The 13,312-nt window shown below is 45.2% G+C and carries 16 protein-coding genes and 1 riboswitch; of the genes, 15 read left to right on the forward strand and 1 reads right to left on the reverse strand.

Going from position 1 to position 13,312, the window contains the following annotated elements:
• Positions 1 to 28: 28 nt before the first annotated feature.
• Positions 29 to 1,216, forward strand: a complete 1,188-nt coding sequence (locus MHH49_RS11695; RefSeq protein ID WP_036681594.1) for an FtsW/RodA/SpoVE family cell cycle protein — start codon at positions 29 to 31, stop codon at positions 1,214 to 1,216.
• A 264-nt stretch (positions 1,217 to 1,480) separates the two neighbouring features.
• Here the strand turns inward: MHH49_RS11695 and MHH49_RS11700 are convergent, their stop codons facing one another.
• Positions 1,481 to 2,083, reverse strand: coding sequence for a hypothetical protein (locus MHH49_RS11700; protein ID WP_036681592.1), 603 nt, complete (start codon positions 2,081 to 2,083; stop codon positions 1,481 to 1,483).
• 257 nt (positions 2,084 to 2,340) lie between these two features.
• Between MHH49_RS11700 and spoIIR the strand changes: the two genes are divergently transcribed.
• The 14 genes from spoIIR (at position 2,341) to MHH49_RS11770 (ending at position 13,309) form a co-directional block, all read left to right on the forward strand.
• Positions 2,341 to 3,084 (forward strand): stage II sporulation protein R, encoded by a 744-nt coding sequence (gene spoIIR / locus MHH49_RS11705; protein ID WP_076099806.1) that lies wholly within the window; start codon positions 2,341 to 2,343, stop codon positions 3,082 to 3,084.
• A gap of 104 nt (positions 3,085 to 3,188) precedes the next feature.
• A complete protein-coding gene (locus tag MHH49_RS11710) occupies positions 3,189 to 4,544 on the forward strand; it encodes an L-threonylcarbamoyladenylate synthase (RefSeq protein WP_076099805.1) in 1,356 nt (451 codons plus the stop codon).
• Positions 4,545 to 4,648: 104 nt separating this feature from the next.
• Positions 4,649 to 5,221, forward strand: a complete 573-nt coding sequence (locus MHH49_RS11715; protein WP_038573646.1) for a manganese efflux pump MntP — start codon at positions 4,649 to 4,651, stop codon at positions 5,219 to 5,221.
• Between the two features lie 45 nt (positions 5,222 to 5,266).
• A complete protein-coding gene (locus MHH49_RS11720) occupies positions 5,267 to 5,854 on the forward strand; it encodes a low molecular weight protein arginine phosphatase (RefSeq protein WP_036681588.1) in 588 nt (195 codons plus the stop codon).
• Between the two features lie 48 nt (positions 5,855 to 5,902).
• Positions 5,903 to 5,985: riboswitch (ZMP/ZTP riboswitch) on the forward strand.
• Positions 5,986 to 6,059: 74 nt separating this feature from the next.
• Positions 6,060 to 6,644: a TIGR01440 family protein gene (locus tag MHH49_RS11725; protein ID WP_076099682.1), complete on the forward strand. Its 585-nt coding sequence runs from the start codon at positions 6,060 to 6,062 to the stop codon at positions 6,642 to 6,644.
• Positions 6,645 to 6,759: 115 nt separating this feature from the next.
• A complete protein-coding gene (glyA, locus tag MHH49_RS11730; RefSeq protein ID WP_038573642.1) occupies positions 6,760 to 8,007 on the forward strand; it encodes a serine hydroxymethyltransferase in 1,248 nt (415 codons plus the stop codon).
• A gap of 422 nt (positions 8,008 to 8,429) precedes the next feature.
• Positions 8,430 to 9,059 (forward strand): uracil phosphoribosyltransferase, encoded by a 630-nt coding sequence (upp, locus tag MHH49_RS11735; RefSeq protein WP_036681583.1) that lies wholly within the window; start codon positions 8,430 to 8,432, stop codon positions 9,057 to 9,059.
• Between the two features lie 58 nt (positions 9,060 to 9,117).
• Positions 9,118 to 10,278 carry a non-hydrolyzing UDP-N-acetylglucosamine 2-epimerase gene (wecB, locus tag MHH49_RS11740; RefSeq protein ID WP_036681581.1) on the forward strand — a complete coding sequence of 387 codons (1,161 nt, stop codon included), beginning with the start codon at positions 9,118 to 9,120 and terminating at the stop codon, positions 10,276 to 10,278.
• Between the two features lie 178 nt (positions 10,279 to 10,456).
• Positions 10,457 to 10,690, forward strand: a complete 234-nt coding sequence (locus MHH49_RS11745; RefSeq protein ID WP_036681579.1) for an AtpZ/AtpI family protein — start codon at positions 10,457 to 10,459, stop codon at positions 10,688 to 10,690.
• Positions 10,683 to 11,060 carry an ATP synthase subunit I gene (locus tag MHH49_RS11750; protein ID WP_036681578.1) on the forward strand — a complete coding sequence of 126 codons (378 nt, stop codon included), beginning with the start codon at positions 10,683 to 10,685 and terminating at the stop codon, positions 11,058 to 11,060. The genes MHH49_RS11745 and MHH49_RS11750 overlap by 8 nt, the downstream gene beginning before the upstream one ends.
• A gap of 29 nt (positions 11,061 to 11,089) precedes the next feature.
• Positions 11,090 to 11,857 (forward strand): F0F1 ATP synthase subunit A, encoded by a 768-nt coding sequence (gene atpB / locus MHH49_RS11755; RefSeq protein WP_036681575.1) that lies wholly within the window; start codon positions 11,090 to 11,092, stop codon positions 11,855 to 11,857.
• 105 nt (positions 11,858 to 11,962) lie between these two features.
• Positions 11,963 to 12,175, forward strand: coding sequence for a F0F1 ATP synthase subunit C (gene atpE, locus MHH49_RS11760; protein WP_036681574.1), 213 nt, complete (start codon positions 11,963 to 11,965; stop codon positions 12,173 to 12,175).
• A 97-nt stretch (positions 12,176 to 12,272) separates the two neighbouring features.
• A complete protein-coding gene (gene atpF, locus MHH49_RS11765) occupies positions 12,273 to 12,761 on the forward strand; it encodes a F0F1 ATP synthase subunit B (protein WP_036681571.1) in 489 nt (162 codons plus the stop codon).
• The gene (locus MHH49_RS11770) at positions 12,758 to 13,309 is read left to right on the forward strand and encodes a F0F1 ATP synthase subunit delta (protein WP_036681568.1); all 552 of its coding nucleotides are present in this window, start codon (positions 12,758 to 12,760) and stop codon (positions 13,307 to 13,309) included. Before atpF ends, MHH49_RS11770 begins: the two co-directional genes overlap by 4 nt.
• Positions 13,310 to 13,312 lie beyond the last annotated feature (3 nt).

Genomic DNA, 13,312 nt, shown 5'->3' on the forward strand with positions numbered 1-13,312 from the left:
GACCGGATATAGAGTAGGGAGGCAGAGCGTGCTTCAGAAGATTAAAAAGATTGATGGTGCTATTGTAGTCGTTCTGTTATTACTCATGGTGGTCAGCATCTTCGCCATATATAGTGTTACTCATGGAAGAGAGAAGCTGGACGGACATCATATTCGTATGATGATGTATTATGCTATTGGTTTTGTAGCTTTTATTGGAATGACCTTTTTGGATTACAGAATATTAGTGAAATATGCGATATATATTTATTTGTTTGGGATAGGGATGCTGGTGCTCGTCAGCTTTTTGGGCGAGACTAAAAATAATGCACAAGGCTGGTTGACCCTGCCTGGAGGACTGAGTCTGCAGCCTGCTGAGCTGTTCAAGTTGATATTAATTCTTTTTCTGGCGGCCATGCTTGTCCGCAAGAATAAGAGTAAGCTTCTGTTCTGGCGGGATGTTGTGCCACTCGGCCTTCTGACCTTGTTTCCATTTCTTATTGTTCTTACCCAAAATGACCTTGGGAATGCCTTGTCTTACGTTGTGATTCTTGCGGGTCTGTTGTGGATTGGCAATATTAAATACACGCATGCATTAATCGGGCTGGTCATCGTGGCTAGTTCTGCGATTGCGGGAATTATGAGTTATATCCATTATCACGATGAAATTAAAACCTTTCTTACGGATATTGGGCGATCTCACTGGATTGAACGTTTTGATCCTTGGCTTGTTCCCGAAAAGGCAACAGAAAAGGCTAAGTATCATACCACCAATGCTAGAATTGCTATTGCTTCTGGAGGAATGAGTGGTGATGGCTATATGAAGGGAGATTCCGTTCAAACGAATCGTGTGCCATATACCTACTCGGACTCCATTTTCGTGCAAATTGCCGAGGAATTCGGTTTTGTGGGGGCGGCGCTGCTGCTGCTGCTGTACTTTATCCTCATTCACCGAATGATTCTGATTGCGCTGGAGTGTAAGGATAGAGCCGGGCCGTTCTTGATTGTCGGAATTGTCGCCATGATGCTATATCAGATTTTTGAGAATATTGGCGCGTTTATTGGTCTGATGCCTTTGACAGGTATCACGTTACCTTTCATCAGCTTTGGAGGTACATCCCTGCTTATCAACATGGCCAGCATTGGTTTGGTAATGAGTGTACGTCTGCATGGTCAGCAAGAGGAAGAAGATCTTCCAGACCCGGTCATAAATCATGTATCGGTTAAAGGTGTTTAGAATAGTCAAGGGTGAGAACCCGAAAGAAGCCTGATACTAAAAAGATCAGTAATGAGATAATATTTTTTGAAACTTAACAAAAGCGCATGCTGATTATCAGCATGCGCTTTTGTTAGTTAGTTATTAAATTCGGTATATTACAATAGGATATATCTCGCTTTAATGAATAATGCTACAGGAATTCTATGCCTTACTTTCCGTCGGATTAAAATATGGAAGCACCCATGGAATCTGCCTCGATTTTATTGTATTCAATTTCGCTTATCAGTAAGCGTTTAGGAATCCTCCGCCGAATATTTGATTGGGTCCCAGATTAGTGATTAGTAAATAGTAAGTTCCTGGAAGAACATTACTCCAACCGATAGTATACGGGCTGCTTTCTGCATAAGGCCAAGACACGTTTCTAACCCCTGCCGATTTACCGCTACTTTTGCTAATCAATTCATAAGAGATGATCGGAACTGCTTCGGTAGGAAAGGAAGTTCTTTGATGTATCGTTGCATAGACATCAGAATTTGAGGTGAAAGTTATTTCACCATTCGTTCTCTTTTGTGTGCCTGAAGCCCATCCATCCATTGTAAAAGTGAAACCTTCCGTATAGGAGAATATGCCTAATGAGTTATTGTTATTTTCATTAAAATTTGGCTGGTTTATATTTTGAGTTAGAGCTGCTTCTTCTTTAATCGATTCAATCTCATCAGCAGTAACTGTTTTTACAAAAGTAGTATCTGATGAGGTGACTGAGGTCGTAGCACTTTGTTCAACTTGATTAGAAGAGGTTTCTGCGGCAAATGAGCTTGTAGTATAAATGGAAGTTGAAGCAATGAGTGCCAAAGTCAGAGTAGATACAGTTTTTACTAGTTTCATAATGAACCTCCTTAAATTTATATAAATTGGATATTAAAGAAAAATATAAGCAATATACCGAATATACCCACTATATCATAATGATTTAAAAAAGTAAAATATTCCCTTTATTTTCTTTTATAGGACTGTTAAGATCTCACTGAAACTGCTCGTTTCTTAAAATCATAGATTCATAGGTTTGCAGTCTCTTATCTCCGGGCATACTACTAGCATGAGAGTTAAGAGGAGAGGGGCTGCAACAAATGAACGATAATCATATGGATAAAAGAGATTCCTTACGTGTAACTTTTAAGTATACTGCCATTTTAATTTGTTTTTTTATGGTCCTCATGATGGCTTGGGAAGGTCAAAAAACCGATGCTGCAGTAGCTGAAGTATCTATTCCCCAAGAATCTATCCGGTTACGTATTCTAGCTAATTCTGACGGAGCGCAAGATCAGCTGGTGAAACGGCAAATTCGCGATAAAATTGTGGAGCAAATGAACCAGTGGGTATCTGCTCTTGAGGATCCGCAGAGCTTGGAGCAGGCACGTGCTCTGATTAGAAATCATCTGCCGGAGCTTAACGCTTTGGTTGGATCAGAGCTCGAGAAACGGGGCATTGAATATTCCTATAAAGTGGAGCTGGGCGTAGTCCCTTTTCCAACCAAATTATACGGTGGTACCGTCTATCCTGCTGGGGAGTATGAAGCTGTACGGGTCACGCTTGGTGCAGGCAAGGGACAAAATTGGTGGTGTGTACTGTTTCCTCCGCTTTGCTTTATCGATGCGGGCTCTGGAGATGCGGCAGCACCTGCTGCTGACAAAGGTACAAAAACAGTGTCTGCTGCTGGTGCGGATAACAGTGCTAAGGTGAAATCGGCAGCTGCAAAAACAGTGCAGGCTGATTCCTCGGCAGGAAGTGCTTCATCAGGAGAAACTGCTGCTGAGCCAGAGGTACGGTTCTTCGTCTGGGAGCTGCTGCAAAACCTTTGGAACTGGATCAGTGGATTATGGTCGTAAGACCCCAGATATGTTACTATTTTATAAGCAGATCTATCACGGCTCCCTACTGGGGCCGTTTTTTGCTAAGATAAATTATATCTTCTAGAAAGCCTGTGATGAGAATGAATGAACACAATAATCCTTTATTCGCCGTTCAGCGGCGGAGTGGAAATAGAGCTGAGACTGTATACTGGAAGTTGAATTCTGTTGAGGGAACGAACTCTGAGGTATTTCAGCCGAATGAAGCTGACAAGCTGGCGATAGCGGAGGCAGCAACAATGCTTCGCGAAGGCGGAACAGTGGCTTTTACAACCGAAACCGTCTACGGGCTAGGGGCGGATGCCCGAAATACGTCGGCAGTTGAGGCTGTTTTTGCAGCAAAAGGACGGCCCTCTGACAATCCGTTAATTGTACATATTTCGGATACGGCAGCTTTGGACGAGCTTGTTGCAGAGGTGCATCCTAAGGCGGCCGCGCTGATGGCAGCTTATTGGCCTGGTCCGCTGACAGTTGTGCTTCCTGTTCGTGAAGGTGTACTGTCGCCTTGTGTGACGGCGGGTTTGGATACGGTTGGTGTGCGGATGCCGGATCATCCGGTAGCTCTGGCGCTGATAAGTGCCGCAGGTTGTCCGGTTGCGGCGCCCAGTGCTAATCGTTCGGGTCGCCCGAGCCCGACATTAGCTTCGCATGTGATGGAAGATTTGGCTGGATACATTGATGGCGTCCTTGATGGTGGTGCTGCTGGAGTGGGACTAGAGTCAACAGTCGTGCAGGTACAGCCTGACGGAAAAGTTGCTGTGCTGCGCCCCGGCGGGATTACTTCGGAGCAATTGGCTGCAGTGGTGGGAGCAGAAGCTGTAAGCTCAGAGCCCGGTAATGCTGAGGCAACTGCTGCCTCTACTACTACTGTCATGGCTGATTCGGGGACGACAATCTCTGTTGTTGATTTAAGTACTGCTGAGCCAATCACAGCTAAAGCAACTACAGCACAATCTTCAGCGGATTGCCTGAATGTTAACAATCGTGAGCCTTTCGAAAGGGCATCCGCATCTATTGAGCAGCATGGTGCGGATGCTGCTGGCGGCATTTCGGCGCCGCGCGCGCCGGGCATGAAGTACACGCACTACGCGCCGCGCGGCTGGCTTGGTGTAGTGCGCGGCTCTTCCCCGCAACGCGTGGCGGACGAAGCCGCAAGTCAACTTCAGGCGGCGCAGCTAAACGGCGAGATCACGGGCCTGCTCCTCTTTGAGGAGCATAAGGCCCTTTATCCCGCCGACCCTGCCGCCTGTGTCCTTTCCCTTGGCTCGTTATCCTCGCCGGAGGAAGGGGCCCGCTCCCTATATGCCGCTTTGCGGCGGTTCGATGAAGCGGGAGCGACTTACATCTTAGCCGAGGCTTGCCCGTATACGGGCCTCGGCGCTGCCATCATGAACCGGCTTATGAAAGCCGCCGGTGGATCCGTCATCGACGCCGGATAACCACGGCGTTGCTTTTTCGTATATGACTCCTATATGAAGTCATGATTACCCCCTTGTCCGCATATCGTTGTTGTACAAGATATTTCGGACTTGGGGGGTTAAGCATGGGCTTAGGAGATGTATATACCGAATGGGGGCAGATTGTTACCATTACTATAATGGCGGTTGCATTAGGGATGGATGCCTTTTCGCTCGGTGTAGGGATCGGTATGAAAGGTATTCGTCTGCTGCATGTTCTGCAAATGAGTCTGCTCATTGCTGTTTTTCATATGCTGATGCCTCTCCTGGGTTTGTTGACAGGAAGTTATGTCGGACACTTGTTAGGTCAAGTAACGACTTATGCTGCTGGAGGTCTTCTAGTTCTTTTGGGCGGGCATATGGTGTACAACTCCTTTCGTCCGGATACGGGAAGCTCGCGAGCTATGGATCATCGAACCTTGTGGGGGATGATACTTCTTTCGCTCAGTGTGAGTATTGACTCTTTCTCCGTGGGTGTATCACTGGGGATGTTTGTGAATGGAGTGCTTTTGACCATCTTAGCCTTCGGTGCCTGCGGGGGACTAATGTCGATTCTAGGGTTGCTAATAGGACGGCATGTCAGTCGTGGTCTCGGGGATTATGGAGAAGCACTAGGCGGTGCAATACTTCTGGGGTTTGGCTTGCTATTCATCTTTTGATACAATAACGGCATTAGAATATTTAATTTCATGGGGGTGCAAAACATGCTGCATATTTTATTCGTCTGCACCGGAAATACATGCCGAAGTCCTATGGCTGAGGGGCTTTTACGAAAGCTCGCGAAGGAACGTGGAATCGACCTGGAAGTGCGGTCTGCAGGTGTATCCGCCATTTCCGGTACTTCTATATCAAGACATGCTGCAGCTATACTGCAGGAAGAAGGAATTCATGATTCAATGGAGTCGTCACAATTGACAGGTCAAGCTGTCGCTTGGGCCGACCTCGTGCTGACCTTGACGGGTGGGCATAAGCAGCATTTGCTGCAGTATTTTCCGGATGCTGTAACGAAAACCTATACATTGAAGGAATACGTGCATGATGAAGATGCGGTGACGGAAGATATCAAGGAATTGGACAGCCTTTACGCAGATGCGGAGTTGAGCTTAGCCCTTGGTGGTGAACCGAATGCAACGGATCTGCAGCGGATGATTGAGATTCGCCAGCGTATTCCGAGCTTCGATATTTCTGATCCATTTGGTGGCACGCGTGAGGACTATGAGCTAACTGCTGCTGAGATTCGCACTGCGCTATTCAGTTTGCTGGATAAGCTGGAAACCTTCCGCCATTTGTAAATGGTTGATTTTCAGTTCACTTTGCTTTAAGATGAAGTTACAAATAATCGGTTCCGATGTAACTGGCGACAAATGTGGATCAAACCACGATGGAGCATCGGAATAAACGGCCGGTCGCCTGGGCAAAAGAGCAAATCCGCAGCTACCTGCGGACTGCTCTTTTTTGTTTAAAATAAGCTTGTTTGAAGTTTGAGGAGGTAGAGTGATGGACGAAGTTGTAGAGCTATCATTAACTGAAGCCACCGTCACTGTGTTAAGAGAGTTGGCGGAGGCTGGTAACCTTGGGTCAGGCAAAATTGTTGTCGTCGGAGTGAGCACAAGTGAAGTTGCTGGTGTCCGGATTGGAACTGGTGGTGCACTTGAAGTTGCAGAACAATTGCTTGAAGGTGTTCGTTTAGTAGCAGCGGAAAAAGGATTTCATCCGGTGTATCAGTGCTGCGAGCATTTAAATCGTGCACTTGTAATGGAACGCTCTCTGCTAGAGTCACTTGGTCTGAAGGAAGTATCAGCTGTACCTATACGAGGTGCTGGAGGTTCGATGGCTACGGCTGCTTATCACGCTATGAAAGATCCTGTTTTGGCGGAAACGATAGAAGCTCATGCTGGTTTAGATATTGGCGAGACTCTGATAGGAATGCATTTACGGCGGGTAGCCGTTCCTTTCCGTCCGACTCTACGCTACATTGGAGCAGCCAGAGTGAATGCGGCATGGACCAGACCCCCACTAATTGGCGGGGAACGTGCGGTATATCGTGCTCCAGAACAAAGTGGTTCACAGTTTTGTGATTAACGAACTTTAGTTTTTATATTTTTTGCAGAAACGTAGACCTAAGTCACTTTATGGCGGGCAAATCGTTTCTACTTAAATACAACATATCTACACACACTAGGGAGGAAATAAGAACATGGAACAATTGCGTAAGAGTGACCCGGCAGTACTGGAAGCGATGGAACTGGAACTGAAACGTCAGCGTGCCAACATTGAGCTTATTGCCTCAGAGAATATCGTTAGCGAAGCCGTAATGGAAGCTATGGGCTCCGTGCTTACGAACAAATATGCAGAGGGTTATCCAGGCAAACGATATTATGGTGGCTGTGAAGATGTAGATATCGTTGAGAACCTTGCTCGTGATCGTGCAAAAGAATTGTTTGGCGCGGATCATGTCAACGTACAACCACATTCCGGCGCTCAAGCAAATATGGCAGTTTATCTGGCTGCGCTTAAGCCTGGCGACACTGTTCTTGGAATGAATTTGGCTCACGGCGGTCATTTGACACACGGTAGCCCAGTTAATGCTTCAGGATTGCTTTATAACTTCGTTGCTTATGGAGTACAAGAAGATACTTTCCTAATTGATTATGATGAAGTACGTAAAGCAGCCTTCAAGCACCGTCCAAAAATGATTGTAGCTGGTGCCAGTGCCTATCCGCGTATTATTGATTTCGAAAAACTTGGCGCTATCGCCAATGATGTGGGTGCGCTATTTATGGTAGATATGGCCCATATCGCAGGATTGGTTGCTGCTGGTCTTCATCCGAGCCCGGTTCCTCATGCTCATTTCGTTACAACTACTACGCATAAGACTTTGCGCGGTCCCCGCGGAGGTATGATTATGTGCAGACAGCCGTGGGCAGCTGCTATTGATAAAGCGGTATTCCCTGGTTCCCAAGGTGGACCTTTGATGCATGTAATTGCTTCAAAAGCAGTCGCATTTGGTGAAGCATTGCAGCCATCCTTTAAGACTTATGCTCAAAATGTAGTGAAGAACGCTAATGTTCTTGCAGAAACGTTGATCAGTGAAGGGGTTAACATTGTATCCGGAGGTACAGATAACCACTTGATGCTGCTGGATACCCGTAATCTGAACATTACCGGAAAAGATGCGGAAAAAGTACTAGATTCCATCGGGATTACTGTGAATAAAAACGCAATTCCATTTGATCCTACAAGTCCTTTTGTAACAAGCGGTATTCGGATTGGTACACCTGCAGTCACATCCCGTGGTATGGACGAGCAGGCAATGGTCACTATTGGACGTATCATTGCTAATGTTCTAAAGAATCCGAAGGATGAGGCAAACTTGGCAGAATCTGCCCGTCAAGTGGCTGAGTTGACTGACCAATACCCTCTTTATCCAGAGTTGAAATACTAAATTTTTGCTTCCAATAAGAAATGATTCTGCCTCCATTCATACCCTCTTCCGGGTTTGATGGAGGCTTTTTTGTTGCATATTGTTCACAAATATTACTGCAGTTAATAGATGAAATTGAATGAAATTAATCTTGAAAGTTCATGGAACTTTCAATAAAATTAGTGAAAATAATGTGAATAGTATGAAAAAGCCAAAGTTGCACAACATAATCTAGGTTTTATAAGTGATTGGTTTCCTAATTAAGCCAATCATTACCTTTAAAAACAAGGAAATACAAGGGAATATGTTCAATGTGAGTTCAAGTACCATTCTGAGGTGAAATGCAGCGGCGGGAGTGCTATAATAGACAGGATTTAGCCACTGAGAAGCAAAGCGCTTTCTATGGCTATAGACAAGACTTACAATTACCGGAGGGACAGTAAATGGGAAAATTGGTGATTTGCGATCATCCTTTAATTCAACACAAACTAACATTTATTCGCGACGTTAGAACAAACACGAAGGATTTCAGAGAACATGTTGACGAAGTTGCCACATTGATGGCTTATGAGATTACACGTGATATTCCACTAGAGACAATTACGGTACAGACACCGGTCACTGAGACGGAAAGCAAAGTGATTTCGGGAAGAATGCTGGGGCTTATTCCTATTCTTCGTGCGGGTTTAGGTATGCTTGAAGGTGTACTGAAGCTTCTACCTGCGGCTAAAGTAGGACATGTAGGGCTTTTCCGTGATCCAGACACTCTTCAACCAGTGGAGTATTATATCAAGCTTCCAACTGATGTACAGGAACGTGAGTTGATAGTGATTGACCCAATGCTTGCTACAGGCGGATCTGCAATTGCTGCGATTACCTCACTGAAGAACCGTGGTTGTACACAGATCAAAATGATGAACTTGATTGCAGCGCCAGAAGGTGTTGCTGCAGTTCAGGAAGCTCATCCGGATGTTGATATTTATGTAGCAGCGCTTGATGATCATTTGAATGAACATGGTTACATCGTGCCAGGCCTTGGTGATGCTGGTGACCGTCTTTATGGAACCAAGTAATAAGTAATTAAGTATTAAGTATAGTAATGCGAGAATATTTGATGAGAGGGTAGGGGTTATGTCCAAAATCAAAGTAATGACTATTTTCGGAGTGCGCCCCGAGGCGATCAAGATGGCTCCTCTGGTTCTTGAACTGAAGAAGCATCCTGAGCATATCGAATCAATAGTATGTGTAACAGCGCAGCATAGAGAACTGCTCGATCAAGTGTTGGAAGTGTTTAATATCACCCCTGATTACGATTTGGATGTGATGAAGGACCGTCAGACCTTGAACGAGATTACTATTCGTGTGCTTGAAGGTTTGGAACCTGTACTGAGGGAGGTTAAGCCTGACCTCGTGCTGGTGCATGGGGACACCTTAACAACGTTTTTAGCTAGTTACGCTTCCTTCCTGCAGCAAATTCAGGTTGGGCACGTAGAAGCAGGACTTAGGACATGGAACAAATTGTCTCCTTATCCTGAAGAAATGAACCGTCAATTAACAGGTGTATTAGCCGATCTGCATTTCGCTCCAACCGATTGGTCAGCTAGTAATCTGAGACACGAGAACAAAAAAGAATCAAGTATTTATATCACAGGCAACACCGTAACTGATGTGTTTCAATATACCGTACAGCCGGATTACCGGCATCCTGTTTTGGATTTTGCTTCAGGAAAAAGACTTATTTTGATGACTGCTCACCGCAGAGAATCTCAAGGTGAACCGCATCGTAATATCTTCCGAGCTATTAAAAGAATCGCTGATGAATTCGAAGATGTCGCCATTGTTTACCCTGTGCATCCGAGTCCTGCCGTTAAGGAACCTGCACATGAGATACTGGGAGGACATCCAAGAATTAAGCTGATTGATCCGCTGGATGTCGTGGACCTGCATAATTTTTATCCGCATACCCACTTGATATTGACCGATTCCGGCGGTCTGCAAGAGGAAGCTCCTTCTTATGGAGTGCCTGTTCTTGTGCTTCGTGATACAACGGAGCGTCCCGAAGGGATAGAGGCTGGAACGCTGGAACTTGTGGGCACGGACGAGGAGAAGGTGTATCAACGGACACATGCTCTTTTGACTGATAATGAGCTCTATCAGTCGATGAGTCGGGCCGCCAACCCGTATGGAGATGGCAAGGCTTCCCAACGGATTGTCAATGCGATTTTGCACCATTTTGGTGTTAATAAGGAACGTCCTGAAGAGTTTCACAGAATGTTCACAAAAAATAAATAATTTCAATTAAACTAATATCTGATCTGATTAAAATCAACATACAGTGAAACTGTACGGTTTATATGGTTTTGGAACGTTTTGCTGTGATTATTTTCATGTTTTCAAGGGTTTTTAGGCAATGTTCAATGAATTGACAAAGACTCAGGAAATTCAGTAAAATTAGTTGGGATTGTAGCCCATGAAAGAACAAAATAGCAAGGACAGCTTGTTACAGACCGCGCTTGTCATTGGAAGTGCAGGCACTTTGCTTGCCGCTTACATTCTTATTGGTTTTTTTGCGGCAAGATGGCTGAAAGACCTGATGGAGGGGCCAAAATATTGGCTCGCCATTGGCACTATAACTGGAATGATTCTGGGAATTGTGAATGTCGCCTTGTTAATTAAAAAATTTTTGGGGGAGCAGAATGGATAATATGACTCCCATGATCAATACCGTCACTAGAGTTACGCTCGTCCTTATGGCAGGACTCTTAATGGGCTGGGTGCTTCATCATGAGACCCGGGCAATTACACTGGGCATGACTCTGGGTCTGGTGGCGGGATTGGTAAACTTTCGTTATCTGGCCGTCAAGGTTCGACGGGTTACGCAGTCGATTGCGAGCAACGAAGGGAATGCCTTCAGCCTCGGTTTTGTTACACGGATTAGCTTCGCAATTTTGGTCACCATGTTCTCGGTCAAGATTGAGCATTTCTCCCTGGTAGCAACTGTTTCGGGCGTATTCATTCCTCAGCTTCTCGCCATTCCTGCGGGGATATATCTGAGTGTGAAGAATAAGCTTTAACCAGATTAAAGAGAAAGGGGGATGATACTATGCATGACATGCCGAAAATATTTGTCGGGGGAATACCGATAGATTTATCCGCCGTGTTGATGCTTCTGATCAGTTGTACAGTGGTATTTGTTCTGGTTATGCTTTCGGTTCGTAAGCTTTCCGTTGAAAATCCATCCAAGCTTCAGAACTTCATGGAATGGGTTGTGGAATTTGTAGAGGGTGTCATAAGCAGTGCCATGGATCTGAAGAAAGGAAAACCTTACATATCTTTAGGGTTGACATTGATTCTGTTTATCTTTGTTTCCAATCTACTTGGATTGCCTTTCTCCGTTGTAACTGAGGCGCATGGACCTGTAACAGTGTTTGGCCACGTGATTGAAGCAACTAAGAACTTGGCGAATGGTGAGCATGCAGAAATTTTATGGTACAAGTCGCCAACTGCTGACATTAATGTCACTGCAGGATTGGCAATCATAGTATTTGTACTGATGAACTTTCTGGGCATTAAGCTCAACGGCAAACATTATTTCAAACACTACATCGAGCCGTTTCCAATCTTTTTGCCACTGAACATTATCGAAAACCTGGCAAAACCTGTAGCGTTGGCTATTCGTCTATTCGCTAACATTTTCGCCGGAGAAGTACTAATTACAGTCATTTTGAAGCTGGGGATTCTCAGTATTCCGTTCCTGGCTGTATGGCAGGGCTTCAGTATTTTCGTCGGGGCACTACAAGCGTTTATCTTTACGATTCTGACGATGGTTTATATCGCACAGATGACGATTCACGAAGAAGAAGCACATTAATGAACTGCTGCGAAGAGAACGGCTATCGTCTGATTTTCCTTCGTGGGAGATATCTTATATCATTAAACACAAATATGAACCGAAATTAAAGGAGGATATTTACAAATGGAATTTTTAGCAGCAGCAATAGCGGTTGGATTGGGTGCACTTGGCGCAGGTCTTGGTAACGGTATGATCGTTAGTAGAACAGTTGAGTCCATCGCTCGTCAACCAGAAGCGAAAAATGCTTTGCAAACAACAATGTTTATTGGTGTAGGTATCGTCGAAGTTATTCCGTTGGCAGCAACAGTTATCGCATTCCTGATTATGTTTACTTAATAAACCGTAGTTACGGTTTGGCGGGGACGGCCGATGCCATCCGCGCCTTACTTTTGTATACGTCCGCATGACGCGGTAACGGAAGGGAGTGACCTCAGTGGATATTGTTTGGACAAACATAGTATTTTCAATTGTCGCCTTTGGGATTTTATATTTCTTGCTTAGCAAGTATGCGTTCAGCAAACTTTTTGCAGTTATGGAGAAGCGCCGTGAGCTGGTAATGCAGCAAATGGACGAAGCTGCGAAGACTAGAGAACAAGCGGTCGCGTATGTGGAAGAGCAGAAGCAAGCGCTGAACAGTGCACGCCAGGAAGCTCAACAGATTATTCAACAATCGCAAATCACAAGCAATCTACAGGTAGAACAAACTTTGGCACAAGCCAAAGCAGATGCAGCACGTGTCAAAGAAGAGGCTGTGCGCGATATCGAGAACGAAAAGAACAAAGCAGTGGAAGAGTTGCGCAGCGAAATTGGAACGGCATCTGTTCGTATTGCTTCCAAACTTCTTAAGAAAGAAGTTAGTGCTAGCGGCGAGCAGGAGCAACTTGTGAACCAATACCTCAAAGAGGTAGGAGGCCAATCATGAGCCGCGATACGGTAGTTGCCAAGCGCTACGCTAGAGCATTGTACAGTGCAGCGGTAGAGAAAGGGATTACCCTTGAAGTAGAAGAAGAGCTCAAGGCAGTGGTTGGGTTATTACATTCCGACCAAGAGATAAAGCGGTTTATTCTTGCACCGCGCATCTCGGAGTCCGACAAGCTGAAAGTGCTGCGCACAGCGCTTCAAGATAAGCTCTCTCCCATCGTGATGAACATTGTAGAATTGTTAGTAGAGCGAGGCAGAACCGATATTTTTGCCGATCTGCTGGATACGTATATCAAGATTGAAGGAGACGCTCTTGGCATTGGTGATGCTAAGGTATACTCTGTTTATTCTTTAAGTGAAGAAGAAAAAGCAGCTGTAGCTGCAGAATTCGGCCAACTCGTAAACCGTAAAATCCGGATTACGAATGTGGTGGACCCAAGCCTGTTGGGAGGACTGAAAGTTTATATCGGCGATAAGCTGTATGACGGCAGTCTGTCTAACAAATTGGAGCGTCTCGAGAAATCCTTTAATGATAAGCATAGAAGATAGGGG

It is taken from the genome of Paenibacillus sp. FSL F4-0122, from assembly GCF_038002845.1.
Classification (GTDB): Bacteria; Bacillota; Bacilli; order Paenibacillales; family Paenibacillaceae; genus Paenibacillus_AQ; species Paenibacillus_AQ odorifer.

Excerpts from the sequence above, each read along its gene's own strand:
- MHH49_RS11700 (WP_036681592.1), bottom strand. The coding sequence starts at position 2,083 with ATGAAACTAGTAAAAACTGTATCTACTCTGACTTTGGCACTCATTGCT.
- spoIIR (WP_076099806.1), top strand. The coding sequence starts at position 2,341 with ATGGATAAAAGAGATTCCTTACGTGTAACTTTTAAGTATACTGCCATT.
- MHH49_RS11710 (WP_076099805.1), top strand. The coding sequence starts at position 3,189 with ATGAATGAACACAATAATCCTTTATTCGCCGTTCAGCGGCGGAGTGGA.
- MHH49_RS11715 (WP_038573646.1), top strand. The coding sequence starts at position 4,649 with ATGGGCTTAGGAGATGTATATACCGAATGGGGGCAGATTGTTACCATT.
- MHH49_RS11720 (WP_036681588.1), top strand. The coding sequence starts at position 5,267 with ATGCTGCATATTTTATTCGTCTGCACCGGAAATACATGCCGAAGTCCT.
- MHH49_RS11725 (WP_076099682.1), top strand. The coding sequence starts at position 6,060 with ATGGACGAAGTTGTAGAGCTATCATTAACTGAAGCCACCGTCACTGTG.
- glyA (WP_038573642.1), top strand. The coding sequence starts at position 6,760 with ATGGAACAATTGCGTAAGAGTGACCCGGCAGTACTGGAAGCGATGGAA.
- upp (WP_036681583.1), top strand. The coding sequence starts at position 8,430 with ATGGGAAAATTGGTGATTTGCGATCATCCTTTAATTCAACACAAACTA.
- wecB (WP_036681581.1), top strand. The coding sequence starts at position 9,118 with ATGTCCAAAATCAAAGTAATGACTATTTTCGGAGTGCGCCCCGAGGCG.
- MHH49_RS11745 (WP_036681579.1), top strand. The coding sequence starts at position 10,457 with ATGAAAGAACAAAATAGCAAGGACAGCTTGTTACAGACCGCGCTTGTC.
- MHH49_RS11750 (WP_036681578.1), top strand. The coding sequence starts at position 10,683 with ATGGATAATATGACTCCCATGATCAATACCGTCACTAGAGTTACGCTC.
- atpB (WP_036681575.1), top strand. The coding sequence starts at position 11,090 with ATGCATGACATGCCGAAAATATTTGTCGGGGGAATACCGATAGATTTA.
- atpE (WP_036681574.1), top strand. The coding sequence starts at position 11,963 with ATGGAATTTTTAGCAGCAGCAATAGCGGTTGGATTGGGTGCACTTGGC.
- MHH49_RS11770 (WP_036681568.1), top strand. The coding sequence starts at position 12,758 with ATGAGCCGCGATACGGTAGTTGCCAAGCGCTACGCTAGAGCATTGTAC.